Source organism: Bifidobacterium sp. KRGSERBCFTRI, from assembly GCF_025908335.1.
Genome location: NZ_CP109653.1, coordinates 1,942,931 through 1,957,851 on the forward strand (window position 1 = coordinate 1,942,931; position 14,921 = coordinate 1,957,851).

At 59.6% G+C, this 14,921-nt stretch carries 22 protein-coding genes and 1 tRNA gene; 2 read left to right on the plus strand and 21 right to left on the minus strand.

Translation table 11 applies throughout. The annotated features are described in order from the left end of the window. Positions 1–49: 49 nt before the first annotated feature. Both OGI63_RS08310 and OGI63_RS08315 read left to right on the plus strand, forming a co-directional pair. Positions 50–829, plus strand: a complete 780-nt coding sequence (locus OGI63_RS08310) for a hypothetical protein (protein WP_113736370.1) — start codon at positions 50–52, stop codon at positions 827–829. A 120-nt stretch (positions 830–949) separates the two neighbouring features. Continuing rightward, positions 950–1,035 (plus strand) — tRNA-Ser (locus OGI63_RS08315). Between the two features lie 99 nt (positions 1,036–1,134). Here the strand turns inward: OGI63_RS08315 and OGI63_RS08320 are convergent. The 21 genes from OGI63_RS08320 to rplN form a co-directional block, all read right to left on the minus strand. Next, positions 1,135–1,935, minus strand: coding sequence for a transglutaminase family protein (locus OGI63_RS08320; protein ID WP_085347227.1), 801 nt, complete (start codon positions 1,933–1,935; stop codon positions 1,135–1,137). A gap of 104 nt (positions 1,936–2,039) precedes the next feature. Then, positions 2,040–4,220: a circularly permuted type 2 ATP-grasp protein gene (locus OGI63_RS08325; protein ID WP_011742832.1), complete on the minus strand. Its 2,181-nt coding sequence runs from the start codon at positions 4,218–4,220 to the stop codon at positions 2,040–2,042. A 176-nt stretch (positions 4,221–4,396) separates the two neighbouring features. Continuing rightward, positions 4,397–5,317: a tRNA pseudouridine(38-40) synthase TruA gene (truA, locus tag OGI63_RS08330; protein ID WP_011742831.1), complete on the minus strand. Its 921-nt coding sequence runs from the start codon at positions 5,315–5,317 to the stop codon at positions 4,397–4,399. Positions 5,318–5,423: 106 nt separating this feature from the next. Beyond that, the gene (rplQ, locus tag OGI63_RS08335) at positions 5,424–5,891 is read right to left on the minus strand and encodes a 50S ribosomal protein L17 (protein WP_011742830.1); all 468 of its coding nucleotides are present in this window, start codon (positions 5,889–5,891) and stop codon (positions 5,424–5,426) included. A gap of 88 nt (positions 5,892–5,979) precedes the next feature. Next, the gene (locus OGI63_RS08340) at positions 5,980–6,978 is read right to left on the minus strand and encodes a DNA-directed RNA polymerase subunit alpha (protein ID WP_021913098.1); all 999 of its coding nucleotides are present in this window, start codon (positions 6,976–6,978) and stop codon (positions 5,980–5,982) included. A gap of 80 nt (positions 6,979–7,058) precedes the next feature. Continuing rightward, positions 7,059–7,457 carry a 30S ribosomal protein S11 gene (gene rpsK / locus OGI63_RS08345; protein ID WP_003808141.1) on the minus strand — a complete coding sequence of 133 codons (399 nt, stop codon included), beginning with the start codon at positions 7,455–7,457 and terminating at the stop codon, positions 7,059–7,061. Between the two features lie 84 nt (positions 7,458–7,541). Next, a complete protein-coding gene (gene rpsM / locus OGI63_RS08350) occupies positions 7,542–7,919 on the minus strand; it encodes a 30S ribosomal protein S13 (protein WP_003808138.1) in 378 nt (125 codons plus the stop codon). 136 nt (positions 7,920–8,055) lie between these two features. Further along, complete coding sequence (gene rpmJ / locus OGI63_RS08355; RefSeq protein WP_003808136.1) at positions 8,056–8,169, minus strand: 50S ribosomal protein L36; 114 nt, start codon at positions 8,167–8,169, stop codon at positions 8,056–8,058. 23 nt (positions 8,170–8,192) lie between these two features. Beyond that, the gene (infA, locus tag OGI63_RS08360; RefSeq protein ID WP_003808114.1) at positions 8,193–8,411 is read right to left on the minus strand and encodes a translation initiation factor IF-1; all 219 of its coding nucleotides are present in this window, start codon (positions 8,409–8,411) and stop codon (positions 8,193–8,195) included. 147 nt (positions 8,412–8,558) lie between these two features. Then, the gene (locus OGI63_RS08365; protein WP_003808063.1) at positions 8,559–9,119 is read right to left on the minus strand and encodes an adenylate kinase; all 561 of its coding nucleotides are present in this window, start codon (positions 9,117–9,119) and stop codon (positions 8,559–8,561) included. Positions 9,120–9,236: 117 nt separating this feature from the next. Beyond that, positions 9,237–10,574, minus strand: a complete 1,338-nt coding sequence (secY, locus tag OGI63_RS08370) for a preprotein translocase subunit SecY (protein WP_003808061.1) — start codon at positions 10,572–10,574, stop codon at positions 9,237–9,239. A gap of 228 nt (positions 10,575–10,802) precedes the next feature. After that, complete coding sequence (gene rplO / locus OGI63_RS08375) at positions 10,803–11,249, minus strand: 50S ribosomal protein L15 (RefSeq protein WP_003808057.1); 447 nt, start codon at positions 11,247–11,249, stop codon at positions 10,803–10,805. A 2-nt stretch (positions 11,250–11,251) separates the two neighbouring features. Then, the gene (rpmD, locus tag OGI63_RS08380; RefSeq protein WP_011742827.1) at positions 11,252–11,437 is read right to left on the minus strand and encodes a 50S ribosomal protein L30; all 186 of its coding nucleotides are present in this window, start codon (positions 11,435–11,437) and stop codon (positions 11,252–11,254) included. Beyond that, positions 11,434–12,159 carry a 30S ribosomal protein S5 gene (gene rpsE, locus OGI63_RS08385; RefSeq protein ID WP_003808052.1) on the minus strand — a complete coding sequence of 242 codons (726 nt, stop codon included), beginning with the start codon at positions 12,157–12,159 and terminating at the stop codon, positions 11,434–11,436. Before rpsE ends, rpmD begins: the two co-directional genes overlap by 4 nt. Next, positions 12,156–12,527 (minus strand): 50S ribosomal protein L18, encoded by a 372-nt coding sequence (rplR, locus tag OGI63_RS08390; RefSeq protein WP_003808051.1) that lies wholly within the window; start codon positions 12,525–12,527, stop codon positions 12,156–12,158. The genes rpsE and rplR overlap by 4 nt, the downstream gene beginning before the upstream one ends. After that, positions 12,527–13,066 (minus strand): 50S ribosomal protein L6, encoded by a 540-nt coding sequence (gene rplF / locus OGI63_RS08395; RefSeq protein ID WP_003808049.1) that lies wholly within the window; start codon positions 13,064–13,066, stop codon positions 12,527–12,529. The genes rplR and rplF overlap by 1 nt, the downstream gene beginning before the upstream one ends. Positions 13,067–13,083: 17 nt before the next feature. Further along, positions 13,084–13,482, minus strand: coding sequence for a 30S ribosomal protein S8 (gene rpsH, locus OGI63_RS08400; protein ID WP_003808048.1), 399 nt, complete (start codon positions 13,480–13,482; stop codon positions 13,084–13,086). Between the two features lie 84 nt (positions 13,483–13,566). Next, positions 13,567–13,752, minus strand: a complete 186-nt coding sequence (locus OGI63_RS08405; protein WP_003808046.1) for a type Z 30S ribosomal protein S14 — start codon at positions 13,750–13,752, stop codon at positions 13,567–13,569. A gap of 1 nt (position 13,753) precedes the next feature. After that, positions 13,754–14,326 carry a 50S ribosomal protein L5 gene (gene rplE / locus OGI63_RS08410; RefSeq protein ID WP_003808042.1) on the minus strand — a complete coding sequence of 191 codons (573 nt, stop codon included), beginning with the start codon at positions 14,324–14,326 and terminating at the stop codon, positions 13,754–13,756. Further along, positions 14,323–14,658, minus strand: a complete 336-nt coding sequence (gene rplX, locus OGI63_RS08415) for a 50S ribosomal protein L24 (RefSeq protein WP_003808040.1) — start codon at positions 14,656–14,658, stop codon at positions 14,323–14,325. Before rplX ends, rplE begins: the two co-directional genes overlap by 4 nt. A 1-nt stretch (position 14,659) precedes the next feature. Beyond that, a partial coding sequence (gene rplN / locus OGI63_RS08420) for a 50S ribosomal protein L14 (protein WP_264309043.1) occupies positions 14,660–14,921 on the minus strand: 262 nt, incomplete at its 5' end.

Sequence of the window (14,921 nt, forward strand, 5' to 3'; positions counted from 1 at the left end):
CGCATTGCTTTGCACCGCTATCCTCATGCCGGCGCTGACGGCATGCTCCATGCCCAGGATCGCAGGCAGGGCTGAAGCCGAACAACGGCAAAGCCCGTGCGAGAAGGCCTATTTCGATGCCACCGCCGATAACAAGATCGCACACGACCAGCATCAGCACATCATCCGCCGCTATTTCTCGGCGCAGCAGGCGGTCTCCGCATGGACGAACACCGCGGCGCAATGTCCGGCGCGTTTTGCCGAAGGCACGTTGCGCAGCGCGCAGGCACGTCATATGGCTCGCGCACTGGGCGATCAACTGTCGGTGGCCGTCGCGCCGATCACGCTGTCGCGTTTTGACGATGTCGAATCGCTTGACGTCGATTCCAAGTCCCTTGCCACCGCCGCGCAGGACGAAGACCGTGCCGGATTCGCCATGGAAGTGCTGGCGGCCCGCAACAGCGGCCATGCGACGCTGGATATCAGCGATCGTCATAAGACCACATCGCAACGGTTCGCATCCTTCTCGGGCGCCATTGACGATCGTAGGAAAACGTACGAGGCCACCGCCTTGCTCGCCCACCCCGACACGATGCTCGATTCCGCCACCGGCCTTACGGCACCGACCGACGCCACCATCGAAATGAACTGCGCGCGAAGCGAGATAACGGCAATCGCCGGAAGCTCCAATGCCGCGAACGATCATTCCCAGTCACGCGTCACCAATGCAAAACAGTCGACGGATTCGCGAGCGCAATCCCTGGGCGTGCTTGCCGGTCTGATTGCGGACCGTGTCGAATTGGCGCTTGATTGGGGCTATCCTTCCTTCGACGAAGCGCTGTTCGCCTAAGGACGCACAGTCGGGCGCAAATCAAGACACGCCGGAAATCACACCGTTGCAGCCAGTCCGATTTGACAATCGCCACCACTGTGGCACAATTATCAAGTTGCTTGTTTTCAGGTGACGAATGGATAAGTGTCCGAGCGGTCTAAGGAGCACGCCTCGAAAGCGTGTGAGGGCGAACCCCTCCGCGAGTTCGAATCTCGCCTTATCCGCATGCAATGAAGGTTGAAACAATGGCGTTTCGGCCTTTTTGTTTATCTGCTTTGCATCTGCCGAAATACGGAATCCGGCATCGAGAAAACGTCGGGGAATCAGTATCCCTGCTCGTGCACGGAAGCGTTGACCCACTGGTCCTGCTTGACGTCGCAGCCGGAGAAGATGCCGATGTCGAGCATGCAGTCGCGGTAATCGCGGCCATGGGCGATGGTGATGTAGTTGTCGTCGACCATACGGTTGTGTGTGGGGTCCAAACCGACCCAACGTCCATCATGGTAGATTTCGACCCATGCGTGCGTGGCGCCCTCGCCGCCGAGCAATCCCGCGATGTATCGGGCAGTGAGTCCGACGTGCCGGCACACGGACAGCATGACGTGCGCGTAATCCTGGCATACGCCCTTGCGTTGAGCGAACGCTTCCTCGGCGGTGGTGCGGATGGTGGTGGAGGCCGGCGTGTAGACGAACGTTTTGAACACCTCGTCCATCACCTCACGGGCTTGGTCGATCGGCGTGCAGTCGGCAGGCAGGGACACGATGCGTTCATGGCAGATGCCGATCAACGCTTCGATGGCCGGCCCCGGCACTGTCAACGCCGAATTGAAGCGGTACAGCGGCTTGTAGATTTCGGATTTGATATGCGCGTTGTCCACGAAGGCGATGCCGGTCACCGAGTAGTTGAACATGGTGTGCGGTTCGGGAATGAATCCGGTCATCACCACGGAATCGAAGGAATCGATGGCGGTTTCGAGTTCCACATCCGGTTCGATTTTGACTGCCACGTCGATCACCTGCTGGCGTGGGCCGGTGGCTGGAATGCAGCGCAGTTGGAAGCGATGGTCGGTCACGGGCGAGCTGAATGAGAGCTTCATCTCATAGTCAAACACCAGTTTCTTCACATCGTCTCCTCAGCGATTATTGTCGTTCCTTCGGCGTTTTCCACGCCGTGGGCCTTGTTCTAGCCGTTATACACGCACCGTGCGATGGCTGTGGCACGTATTCTTCACAGTCGCGCGGCGTCCATGTCCATCGTGTTGAGCATGCCCAGATCCTTCAGATCCTTCGTGGAGATGCGCCCATCGAAATCTTTCAGCAGCATCCCCAGTTTTTCCGCAAGCTCCGCATATCCCCGCTGCGGCAGCTGGCCGACCAGCCAGCGCAATCCTTCGGCGAAGCATTGCGGTACCGGCAGACCGTTCAACGGCAGGATGTAGCTGCCCAGTTTGGCGAGCGGCGCCTTGAGCTCTTCCACGGAATATCCGAATCGTGTGTACAGATCCAGACGTTCCAGATATTTGCCCACGAAAATGAACGATTTCAGAGTCGGTTCGACGGGGGAATTCTCCACACCTCCCCAGAAGGCGAGCATGTTGTCCGCGATGTCGCGGTGTTTGAAGATATCCGCGTCCGTGCCGCCGTATTCGGATGCCTCCACTATGGAGCTCATGGCCAACTCCACCTGCTGCAACGAGCGAGAACCAAGTTCGGGGCGCAGAATCACCGCGTTGTTGAACGCGTAGACGATGGCGCTGCGTACGGAATCCGGATTCTTCTCGTCGTACAGGAAGCTGTGGATGAACGCGTCGAAATCCTCGAAATCCTCCGGCAGGTCGAGCGCGCGGGCGAACGGTCGGAACGCGTCCACATCCGTGTCCATCACACGGTCGTAGAAGGGGAAGAATTGGCTCAGCGTGGTGAATACGCGTTCCGTGTAGCGGCCGAGCCAGAACAGGTTGTCGGCCTTCGACGCGGTGACGAGTGCCAGCGAGTGCTTGCGGGACTGTTCCAGCACGCGCACGACCTCCGAGCCGGGTGCGTAATCATGCTCCACGCCGGTCTCTTTGGCCAGTACCCAGGTGTCCTTGAAACCGCCGCCCTGTGATGAGTTGACGATCATCTGGCCCGGTATGGACGAGTAGCGTGTCAGTCCCGAATACCATGCGTGCGTGTTCTTGCCGGTCACCACGAAGGCGCGCAGGTCGCATTTACGTGAGCTCATCTGTCCGGTTTCGGGGTCCACCACGTCGATGTCCTTGAATTGGATGACCTCCTGCGCGATGAACCGGCGCGGTTCGGCCTTGATGCGTTCGGCCAGTTCCTCTCGTTGCGACCGGTCGAGCGATGAGCCGAACACGACGCCGTAGCCGCCCGCTTCCGCCACATCCTTGATGACCAGTTCGCCGAGCCGGTCGAGTACCTCCTTGCGGTCCTTGTCGAACATCGGCATGTAGGTCGGCGCATTGTGCAGAATCGGCTCTTCGCCGAGATAATAGCGGATCATGTTCGGCACGAAATAGTAGATGGCCTTGTCGTCGGCCGCGCCGTTGCCCGGAGCGTTGACGATCGCCACATTGCCCGACCTGTAGGCGGACAGGATTCCCGGCACGCCGATCACGGAATCCGGGTTGAACGCGAACGGGTCGAGATATTCGTCGGACAGACGGCGGTAGACCACGCCGACGCGGTGTTTCCTGCCGGCATAGTCGAGGAAGTACACTTTGTTGTCCACGACTTCGAGGTCTTCGGGGAACGCGAGCGCCGCGCCGGTTTTCTCGGCCAGGTATGCATGTTCGAAGAACGCGGAATTGTACCTGCCGGGGGTGAGCACCACTGCTATGCCGTCGGTGGAGACGAAATCCATGGATTGGCGCAGCAGTCGTGGATAATCGCGATTGTCGCGCACACGTACGTTGCGGAACAGGCTGGGCGTGATTCTGCGTTCGATATCGCGGGCGAACAGCAGATAGCTGGCACCGGATGGAATGCGCAGATTGTCTTCCAGCACCCACCATTGCCCGTCCTGCCCCTGCACCAGGTCCTCGCCGGCGATGTGCGCGAACACGCCGCCCGGAGGTGTCACGCCGTTGACTTGCGGAAAGTATCCCGCGGACGTGTACACGTATTCTTCCGGCACGATGCCGTCTTTGATGGCCTGCTTGTCGGAGTAGATGTCGCGCAGGTAGGCGTTCAACGCGTTGACGCGCTGTTTCAGTCCGGCTTCCATTCTGTCGAATTCGTCCGATTCGATGATGCGCGGAATCGGATCGTACGGAAACAGCCGGTCATGGTACTCGCCGTTCTTGTAGATGCCGAACCGTACGCCATTACGGCTCAGCTCCCGGTTGATCGACTCCCGACGATCGACCAGTTCCGAAGCCAACCTTCGTGCGGCGGATTCAATCATCGTTCCGCGCTCCCTTCCACCCCATGCGAACGCATGCCAATCTGAGGCATCGTGCCTTGATGGAAGAAAAACCTAACGAACCAGCGTTTCCGGAAAACGAAACGGTCTGTTACGACAATGTCTCGGCAATGGACATGACAAGCGCCCGTAACCTGGCTGTGACAATCGCAATAAAGCTACAGTGTGCGCTTGGCGCGAATGGCTTCGGCGCGGACCGCCAGCTGGTCGTCGGCCGGATATTCGATATGCTCCAGCGTCAGTCCTTGCGGCGCGATCGGTCCTGTGGAGCCTTCGCGCAGCGGAGCCGCCATTTTTCCTGCAAACCAGTCGAGGGAACGTTTGCCGATACCGACCTGCACGCAGCCGTTGACGAGGGAGCGCACCATATTGCGTGCAAACGCGTCGGCGACGATCACGAAGCAGACGAGGCCCGATTCCACGGTCGGCGTACGGTACCGCTCCCCCATCGTCATGCCGTCGTCGATAAGCGTCCGCTGCGGCACGCGACGCCAATACGCGGTCTTCACCTCGCGTATGGTGGTGCCGCCCGGATTTGGGGTGGCGAACGAGCCGAAATCGTGCAGGCCGATCGTCATCGCAGCGGCTTCGTTCATGGATTTGAGGTCAAGTTCATCGTCGATATGCAATACGAAGTTTCTGGTACGGGGGTCCACCTCGCTTGACCTATCGGCGATTCGGTACACGTAGGTACGTTCCAACGCGGAGAAACGCGCGTCGAAACCGTCCGGAGCGGGTGCGATGCCGCGGATTGCGATATCGGCCGGCAGCATGCGCTGAAGTCTGCGGGTAAGCGCGATGACGGGCGGCACGTCCATGTGGCCGACGCAGCGTTTGAGCACGTCCTCGTTGACGTCCAGATGGCATACCTGATGCGAGGCGTGCACGCCGGTGTCGGTTCGTCCGGCCACGGTAAGGCGCAGCGGTTCGGTCGGGTCTCCTTCCGGTACGCGAAGAATGGTATGCAGCACGCGTTCGATTTCGCCCTGTACCGTACGTATTTCGGGCTGTTTCGCCCATCCGTAGAAGCCGGTACCGTCATATGCCAAATCGATGCGTAGTCTCACGGCATTGAGCATAGCAAATGGCTGGCATAGTGAGGCATGTGGCGCGACAGTCTTGGCAGCAGATATGGCAAAGGCCGGGAACCTTGCGATTCCCGGCCTTCAATCAGCTAAGAGCGATTCACTCGGCGTTCTCAGCAGTAGCCTCTTCAGCGGCGGCTTCCGGAGCCTCGGCAGCGGCAACCTTGGTTGCGGCTTCGGCTTCCTTCACCACGGCCTGCTTCGGGCTCACCGGCTCGGTGACGAGCTCGATGATGGCTGCCGGAGCGGCATCGCCGCGACGCGGAGCAATCTTGACGATGCGGGTGTAGCCGCCTTCGCGCTGCTCCATCTGCTCGGCGATCTCGGTGAACAGCTTGTGTACGACGGACTTGTTGCGGATGACGCGCATCACGCGACGACGGTTGTGCAGATCACCACGCTTGGCGAGCGTGATCAGGCGCTCGGCCAGCGGACGAAGACGCTTGGCCTTCGGCAGGGTGGTGGTGATGCGGCCGTTCTGGAACAGGCTGGTGGCCATGTTCGCGAGCATAAGACGCTCATGAGCCGGGCTGGAGGCCAGACGCGGACCCTTCTTTGGTGTAGGCATTGTTTCTCCTTGAAAGCCCCGTTGGATTCAGGTGGGCAGTTGCCCGAACGTCCGAATCCAACGAAGCGGTTAGGTCAAAAGTGGCGGATCACTCGTCTTCCGGCGAGAAGAAGGTGCCACCTTCGAGATTATTGGCATCGAAGTTACCCAGCGGGGAAGCCTTGAGGGCGAGTCCCAGAGACTGGAGCTTCTCCTTGACTTCATCGATGGACTTCATACCGAAATTGCGGATATCGAGCAGATCCTGCTCGGTGTGGGCGACCAGCTCGCCGATCGTGTGGATGCCCTCGCGCTTCAGGCAGTTGTAGCTGCGCTGGGTGAGGTTCAGGTCCTCGATCGGGATGTTCATCTCCGGGTTGGTTTCCTCTGCCACAGGAGCAGGGCCAACCTCGACGCCCTCAGCCTGGGTGTTGAGCTCACGGCACAGACCGAAGAGTTCCACCAGGGTGGAGCCTGCGGATGCGACTGCATCGCGCGGGGAGATAGCCGGCTTGGTCTCCACGTCCAGGATGAGCTTGTCGAAGTCAGTGCGCTGTTCAACGCGGGTGGCTTCCACACGATAGCTCACCTTGAGCACCGGGGAGTAGATCGAGTCGACCGGAATGCGGCCGATCTCGGCGTTATCCTGCTTGTTCATCTGGGCGGGCACATAGCCGCGGCCACGCTCGACGGTGAACTCGATCTCGAGTTCGCCATCCTCGGCGAGGGTAGCGATATGCATGTCCGGGTTGGCGATGGTGACGCCGGCCGGCGGGGTGATGTCGCCCGCGGTGGCCTCGCCCTTGCCGCTCTTGCGCAGATACATGACAACCGGCTCATCGTATTCGCTGGTGAGCACGATGCCCTTGATGTTCAGCAGGATTTCGGTAACGTCCTCTTCAACACCCGGCAGAGTGGTGAACTCGTGCGGGACGCCGGAGATACGCACCGAAGTCACAGCCGCTCCCGGAATGGAGCTCAGGAGGGTACGGCGCAGCGAGTTGCCAAGCGTGTAGCCGAAACCAGGCTCAAGAGGCTCGATGGTGAAGCGGGAACGCTGAGGGTTGAGAGATTCCTCGGTAAGTGTCGGACGCTGTGCGATAAGCACTGTGGTTATCCTTTCAGCTTCAGGCCGGTGGTGCACTCACCGGCCATAAGCGGCGTTGGATTGATGATTTCTTCTAGTGCTCAGACGCGACGGCGCTTCGGAGGACGAACGCCGTTGTGTGCCTGCGGGGTGACGTCGGTGATGGAACCGACTTCGAGTCCGGCGGACTGCAGGGAACGGATGGCGGTTTCACGACCGGAACCCGGGCCCTTCACGAACACGTCGACCTTCTTGAGACCGTGCTCCATAGCCTTGCGGGCTGCGGATTCGGCGGCCATGCCAGCGGCGTACGGCGTGGACTTACGGGAGCCCTTGAAGCCGACATCGCCACCGGACGCCCAGGACACAACTGCGCCGGACGGGTCGGTGATCGAAATGATGGTGTTGTTGAAAGTGGACTTGATGTGCGCCTGCCCAACCGGGACCGACTTGCGGTCGCGGCGACGCGGCTTGCGCGCGGCTTGCTTTTGAGCTGCCATTGACCCTCGTTTCCTAATAACGAATTTGCTTTGATGTTCAAACGATGAGGCTTACGCCTCGTGGCTTGAACTGTCAGCCACCGATTACTTGGTGGCCTTCTTCTTTCCGGCGACCGTGCGCTTCGGGCCCTTGCGGGTACGAGCATTGGTCTTGGTGCGCTGACCGCGCACAGGAAGTCCCTTACGGTGACGCTGGCCTTGGTAGCAGTTGATCTGGATCTTACGGCGGATGTCCGCATCGATTTCACGACGCAGATCACCCTCGATCTTGTAGTTACCCTCAAGGTAATCACGCAGCGTAATCAGCTGCTCATCCGTCAGATCCTTGACGCGAATGTCCGGATTGATACCGGTCGCGGCAAGCGTTTCCTTGGCACGAGTACGACCAACACCAAAGATGTAGGTGAGGGCGATCTCGATGCGCTTCTCATTGGGGATGTCGACTCCGGCAAGACGTGCCATTGCGATTCCTTCTGTTTTCCGCAGGTCTTGCACCGAGTCGTCCGGTTTCCCGGCCCGGGCCTGCGTACCCGGGGTTCATCCCGCTTTCACGGGCTGTGACTCAGCGCCTGTACTGTTTATGCCGCTGGATCTGCTCTCAGCCCTGACGCTGCTTATGGCGCGGGTTGACGCAGATCACCATGACGCGGCCGTGACGACGGATCACGCGGCAGTTCTCGCAGATCCTCTTCACACTAGGGCTGACCTTCATGGTTTTCCTTTGCTTGTGTACCTTTACTTGTAACGGTACGTAATACGGCCGCGGTTCAGGTCGTAGGGGCTCATCTCCAGCACAACACGATCCTGCGGCAGGATGCGGATGTAGTTCTTCCTCATCTTGCCCGAAATGGTTGCGAGCACGATATGCTTGTTTTCGAGTTCAACACGAAACATCGCGTTCGGCAGTGCTTCCACTACCTGTCCTTCGACTTCAATCACACCGTCTTTAGCCATGAGCCTCGTTCCGTTCCTTGGCGATTACTATGCGTGCCCGAAGACACACCAACTTGCAAGAATACACGAAAGCGGGAATCAAGACACGTTCGGCGTGTCGCGATTCCCGCTTTCGTTGGAAATATGTTATTCTGCTTGGTTTTTCCTTCAGCCAAGCTCCGCCACGATGGTGGCCTGGATCTCGTCGACGGCGCCGACGCCATTGAACGTCTTGAGCAGGCCGCGCTTCTGGTAGATGTCCAGCAGCGGCGCGGTCTCCTTGGCGTACACGTCAAGACGCTTGGCGATGGCTTCAGGGGTGTCGTCGGAGCGGCCTTCGATTTCGGCGCGCTTCTTCATACGCTCCATGAGCACGTCGTGATCTGCATCCAGTGCGACGACCGCGTCAAGCGGGGTGTCCAGTTCGCCCAGGATGGCGTCGAGAGCCTCGACCTGGGAGGCGTTGCGCGGATAGCCATCGAGAATCCAGCCGTTCTTGGCGTCGTCCATGGCCAGACGGTCCTTGACGATCTTGTTGGTCAGCTCGTCCGGCACAAGCTCGCCCTTGTCGATGTACTTGAGCGCTTCGACGCCAAGCTCGGTCTTGTTCTTGATGTTGTAGCGGAAGATATCGCCGGTGGAGATCGCCGGGATTCCGTAGTGCTCGCTCAGCAGAGCGGCCTGGGTGCCCTTGCCTACGCCCTGCGGGCCCATGATCAGCAGTCGCATGTGTTGTTCTCCGTTTCGTTCATTCCCCTCAACGGGGATTTTCGGATGATGGATTACTTAACATAAAAATCGTGATACCGCTCCCGATCAACGGAAACGACATCACGATTCAAGTGGTTACTTACCTTCCTTGTGGTCGGTGTCCTCGAACAGGAAGCCAGCGTACTGGAACTGTTCGGTCTGGGCCTTGGCCTGGCGCAGGGTGTCGAGGCCGACGCCTGCGATGATCAGGATGGTGGTTCCGCCGAACGGCAGCTTGGTGTTCAGGTTCAGCGCCATGATGAGCACCGTCGGGATAAGCGCCACGAACAGCAGGTAGACGGCGCCGACCGTGTTCAGACGGTTCATCACGTAGCTCAGGTAGTTGCTGGTGGCGCTTCCCGCGCGGATGCCCGGAATGAAGCCGCCGTACTGCTTCATGTTGTCGGCGGTCTCGTCCGGGTTGAAGGTGATCTCCGTGTAGAAGAAGCAGAAGAACACGATCATCAGCGCGTACAGTGCGATGTACCACACGGATGTGGTGTTGGCCAGGTTGGAGTTGATCCACTTGACCCAGGACTGGTCGGAATTGCCGAACTGCGCGATCAGCGTCGGCACGGCCAGGATGGAGGATGCGAAGATCGGCGGGATGACGCCGCTCATGTTGATCTTCAGCGGCAGGTAGGTGGAGGAGCCACCGTACATCTTGCGGCCGATCATACGGCGGGTGTACTGCACCGGAATACGACGCTGGGCAAGCTCGACGTAGATGACAAGGATCATGATGACCAGCAGGGTGCCGACGACCGCGGCGAACTTGCCCCAATTGCCATCGGTGCCGTTGGTGCCCCAGCCGATCTCCCACAGCTGCGGCAGGAAGCCGGAGCAGATGGACATGAAGATAAGGATGGACATACCCTGGCCGAGGCCCTTATCGGTAACCAATTCGGCCATCCACATGATGAGGCCGGTGCCGCCGGTCATGATGAGCACCATGACCACAAGGTTCCACACGGAACCGTCCGGAACAACCTGAGAGCACTGGTAGTTGAACAGCGCGCCGGAACGTGCGGTCACCAGAATGGTGGTGGACTGCAGCACGGCAAGGCCGATGGTCAGATAACGGGTGTACTGGGTCAGCTTGGCTTCGCCGGACTGGCCTTCCTTGTGCAGTGCCTCGAAACGAGGGATGACCACACGCAGCAGCTGGATGACGATCGATGCGGTGATGTACGGCATGACGCCCAATGCGAAAATCGACAGCTGCAGCATGGCGCCGCCGGAGAAGAGGTTCACCAGACCGATAAAGTTCTCAGAAGCGTTGTTCATCTTGCCGACGCACTGCTGGACGACGGTGTAATCGACGCCAGGGGTCGGGATGAATGAACCGATACGATAAATGATGATGATACCAAGGGTGAAGAGGATTTTATTCCTCAATTCCTTGGTCTTCAAGGCCTGGATTAACGTCCTCACCTGGGGTTCCTTCCATCGTCGTGCGCACCTGCGCACACGTGCAAAAACAGACTCTAACGCTCGAGTCTAGCGTACGGCGTCTACCGATATGGCGTTTTCGTCATTATTCGTCTGTTTTTTGTTTTTCCATGCATGATTGCATTTTGACTGCAAACGAATGAGGCTTCCCCCGCTCTAAAGCGGGGGAAGCCTCATGTCTGAGCTTCAGTCAGCTACATTCCGTTGGAATCAATCCTCGGAAATGGAGCCGCCAGCAGCCTCGATCTTGGACTTGGCGGAAGCGGAAGCCTTGACACCCTTGAGAGTGTAGGCAGCCGAAACCTCGCCGTCGCCCAGGACCTTGACCGGGAAGCCGTTGCGGACGGCACCCTTGGCAACCAAATCAGCCACGGTGATCTCGCCGCCCTGCGGGAACAGTTCCGCAAGAACAGCCACGTTGACGACCTGGTATTCCTTCTTGAACGGGTTCTTGAAGCCACGCAGCTTCGGAAGGCGCATGTACAGCGGCAGCTGGCCACCTTCGAAGCCCGGACGAACCTGATAGCGCTTCTTGGTGCCCTTGTCGCCACGGCCCGAGGTCTTACCCTTGGAGCCTTCACCACGGCCAACGCGGATACGATCCTTGTTGGCACCCGGAGCCGGCTTCAGGTCATGCATCTGCAGAATGTCTGCCATAATCAGTCAGCCTCCTCGACGGTGATCAGGTGACGGAGGACCTGCAGCTGGCCACGAAGGGCCGGAGTATCCTCACGAGTCACGGTCTTGCCGATCTTGTTCAGGCCCAGAGTCTGAGCCGCAGCACGCTGCTTCGGAGTGGAGTTCACCAGACCGTGGTGCAGCTTGATGTTCAGGTTAGTCATCACTCACCGTCCTTCTGAGCAGCCTTGGCCTGAGCCTCTTCACGAGCCTTGCGGGCCTCGGCGATGCCTTCGGCGCGAGCACGCAGCAGCGCGTCCGGAGCCACCTCTTCGAGAGACATGCCACGACGTGCGGCAATCTCTTCCGGCTCTTCGAGCTTCTTGAGGGCGTCGACGGTTGCGCGCACCACGTTGACGGCGGTGGCGGAGCCCATCGACTTGGTCAGGACGTCGGTGATGCCAGCGCATTCCATGACGGCGCGGACTGCACCGCCGGCGATAACGCCGGTACCCGGAGCAGCCGGGCGCAGCAGCACGGTGCCAGCGGCATCGTGGCCGATCACCGGGTGGGTGACGGTGCCCTTGATGCGCGGCACGGTGAACATGTGCTTCTTGGCATCCAGCTGGCCCTTGGCGATTGCAGCCGGGACCTCACGGGACTTGCCGTAGCCAACACCAACGGTGCCCTTGCCGTCGCCAACCACCACGAGGGCGGCGAAGCTGAACGTACGACCACCCTTGTGGGTCTTGGACACACGGTTGATGGTCACCACGCGATCGAGCATCTCGTTCTCGTGAGATTCCTCACGACGGTTGCGACGCTCGCCACGACGACCCTCACCGCGCTGGCCACGACGGGACTTGCGGTCCTCGTTGTTGGACTCAGCGGCAGCCTGAGTGTTCTGAGTTTCTTCAGCCACTTGGGTTTCCTTTTCGTTGTCGCTCACAGTGCCAGACCTCCCTCGCGGGCGCCTTCAGCGACAGCTGCGACGCGGCCATGATACTTGTTGCCGCCACGATCGAACACGACCGCGGTAATGCCAGCGTCCTGAGCCTTCTTGGCGATCAGTTCGCCGACCTTCTTGGCGGCTTCGGTCTTGGTGCCCTCGAAACCGGCGAAATCGCTGGTCAGAGTGGATTCGCTCACCAGGGTGACACCCTTGGTGTCATCGATGATCTGGGCAACCATGTGACGGTTGGAACGGGTAACCACCAGACGCGGAAGCTCCGGGGTACCGCTGATGTGCTTGCGCAGACGAGCGTGACGGCGCTTAAGCGCGACCTTCTTGCCCTTACCGAGAATCTGGACGCTCATTACTTACCAGCCTTTCCAGCCTTGCGCAGAATGTGCTCATCCGCGTACTTGATGCCCTTGCCCTTGTAGGGTTCCGGAGCACGAAGCTTACGAATGTTAGCGGCGCACTGGCCAACAGCCTGCTTGTCGATGCCCTTGACGATCACCTGGTTCGGGTTCGGCAGTTCGAATTCGATACCTGCCGGCGGCTCGACGGTGATGGTGTGGGAATAGCCGAGGGAGAACTCAATGCCCTTACCCTTCATCTGGGCGCGGTAACCGGTACCGACGATCTCCAGAGTCTTGGCATAACCCTCGTGCACGCCCTTGACCATGCCCGCCACGATGGAGCGAGCCAGGCCGTGCTTTGCACGGGTCGGACGCAGGTCATCAGCCGGGGTGAGGACAACTTCGTTGCCTTCGACCACTGCGGTGATGCCTTCAGGAATCTCGTAGGAGTCAGTGCCCTTAGCGCCCTTGGCGGTAAAGGACTGACCGTCGATCTTGACTTCCACGCCAGCCGGAATGGTGACGGGGAGCTTACCAATATGCGATGCCATGTTTCAGCTCTCCTTTCTCACCAAACGAAAGCGACGATCTCGCCGCCGATGCCTCGGTCGAGGCATTCCTTCTGGGTCAGCAGTCCCGAGCTAGTCGAGATGATTGCGATGCCAAGGCCACCGAGCGGCATCGGCAGAGCATCGGACTTTGCGTAACGACGCAGGCCCGGCTTGGAGATGCGCTTGATGCCCTGGATGGAACGCTCGCCGTTCGGACCGTACTTGAGGGTGACCTCAAGAGTCTGGCCAACCTTGGCTTCCTTGGCGGTGAAGTCCTTGATGTAGCCTTCACGCTTCAGAATCTCAGCGATGTTCGCCTTGAACTTGGAGTACGGCATATCCACGGTCTCGTGCTTTGCCGCGCTCGCATTACGCAGACGCGTAAGCATGTCTGCGATCGGATCTGTCATTGTCATTTGGGCTAACGCCCTTTCTCGCCATGGTTTCCGCCGCCCTCACGCCTTAGAGGCGATCGGGCCGCGGACCTTCAGCGTCGATATTTACCAACTGGACTTCGTAACGCCGGGCAGCTCGCCGCGGTGGGCCTTCTCACGAAGGCAGATGCGGCAGAGGCCGAACTTGCGGTAGACGGAGTGAGGACGACCGCAGACCTGGCAACGCGTATAGGCGCGCACCTTGAACTTCGGCTTAGCGGCCGCCTTGTTCTTAAGAGCGGTTTTTGCCATATCAGTTCTCCTTGAAGGGGAAGCCGAGGTGCTTCAGGAGCACGCGAGCTTCCTTGTCGTCCTTGGTGCTGGTCACCACGGTGATGTCCATACCACGCTGGTGATCGATCGAATCCGGATCGATCTCGTGGAACATGGACTGCTCGGTGAGGCCAAAGTTGTAGTTGCCCTGACCATCGAACTGGTCGCCGTTGATGCCGCGGAAATCGCGGATACGCGGCAGAGCCATGGTCAGAAGGCGATCCAGGAACTCCCACATGCGCTCGCCACGCAGGGTGACGTAGGCGCCGATGGCCTGGCCCTCACGCAGGTGGAACTGCGCGACAGACTTCTTAGCCTTGGTGATCTTCGGCTTCTGGCCGGTGATCAGAGTGAGGTCCTTGACAGCGCCTTCGATGAGCTTGGAGTCGCGAGCCGCGGCACCAACGCCCATGGAGACGACGACCTTCTGGACGCGAGCGACCTGCATCGGGTTGGAGTAGTGGAATTCCTTCTCCAGCTCCGGCACGATCTGCTCGTTGTACTTCTGCTTCAAGCGCGGAGTTGCCGGCGCTTCGACAGTGGTATCGGTCATGCCAGCTCCTTTCCGGACTTCTTGGCGACACGTACGCGCACGGTCTTCACCTTGCCGTCACGAGCCTCTTCCTTTTCGACGATGCGCACGCGGGTGGGCTGCTTGGTCTCCGGATCGATGACCATCACGTTGGAGCGATGAATCGGAGCCTCGACAGCCACGATGCCAGCCTGCTGGCCCTGCTGCGTGGCGCGGACGTGCTTCTTGACGATCTGCACGCCCTCGACGATCAGACGATCGTCCTTGAGCACCTGCTTGACGGTGCCTTCCTTGCCGCGATCCTTGCCGCGGATGACCTTGACCAGGTCGCCGCTCTTAATCTTGGCTGCCATGTCAGATCACCTCCGGGGCGAGGGACACGATCTTCATGAAGCGCTTGTCGCGCAGTTCACGACCGACCGGTCCGAAGATACGAGTGCCCTTCGGTTCACGGCCAGAGCCGAGAATGACGGCGGCGTTCTCGTCGAACTTGATGTAGGAGCCGTCGACACGACGGTGTTCCTTGACAGTGCGGACGACGACAGCCTTGACGACGTCGCCCTTCTTGACCGACCCGCCAGGGATGGCGTCCTTGACGGAGGCGACGATCACGTCA

Coding starts and splice junctions, on each gene's coding strand:
- OGI63_RS08310 (WP_113736370.1), top strand. CDS start 50: ATGCCCAGGATCGCAGGCAGGGCTGAAGCCGAACAACGGCAAAGCCCG.
- OGI63_RS08325 (WP_011742832.1), bottom strand. CDS start 4,220: ATGATTGAATCCGCCGCACGAAGGTTGGCTTCGGAACTGGTCGATCGT.
- truA (WP_011742831.1), bottom strand. CDS start 5,317: ATGCTCAATGCCGTGAGACTACGCATCGATTTGGCATATGACGGTACC.
- rplQ (WP_011742830.1), bottom strand. CDS start 5,891: ATGCCTACACCAAAGAAGGGTCCGCGTCTGGCCTCCAGCCCGGCTCAT.
- rpsK (WP_003808141.1), bottom strand. CDS start 7,457: ATGGCAGCTCAAAAGCAAGCCGCGCGCAAGCCGCGTCGCCGCGACCGC.
- rpsM (WP_003808138.1), bottom strand. CDS start 7,919: ATGGCACGTCTTGCCGGAGTCGACATCCCCAATGAGAAGCGCATCGAG.
- rpmJ (WP_003808136.1), bottom strand. CDS start 8,169: ATGAAGGTCAGCCCTAGTGTGAAGAGGATCTGCGAGAACTGCCGCGTG.
- infA (WP_003808114.1), bottom strand. CDS start 8,411: ATGGCTAAAGACGGTGTGATTGAAGTCGAAGGACAGGTAGTGGAAGCA.
- OGI63_RS08365 (WP_003808063.1), bottom strand. CDS start 9,119: ATGCGACTGCTGATCATGGGCCCGCAGGGCGTAGGCAAGGGCACCCAG.
- rplO (WP_003808057.1), bottom strand. CDS start 11,249: ATGGCAGACATTCTGCAGATGCATGACCTGAAGCCGGCTCCGGGTGCC.
- rplR (WP_003808051.1), bottom strand. CDS start 12,527: ATGAGCGTCCAGATTCTCGGTAAGGGCAAGAAGGTCGCGCTTAAGCGC.
- rplF (WP_003808049.1), bottom strand. CDS start 13,066: ATGGCATCGCATATTGGTAAGCTCCCCGTCACCATTCCGGCTGGCGTG.
- rpsH (WP_003808048.1), bottom strand. CDS start 13,482: ATGACAATGACAGATCCGATCGCAGACATGCTTACGCGTCTGCGTAAT.
- OGI63_RS08405 (WP_003808046.1), bottom strand. CDS start 13,752: ATGGCAAAAACCGCTCTTAAGAACAAGGCGGCCGCTAAGCCGAAGTTC.
- rplE (WP_003808042.1), bottom strand. CDS start 14,326: ATGACCGATACCACTGTCGAAGCGCCGGCAACTCCGCGCTTGAAGCAG.
- rplX (WP_003808040.1), bottom strand. CDS start 14,658: ATGGCAGCCAAGATTAAGAGCGGCGACCTGGTCAAGGTCATCCGCGGC.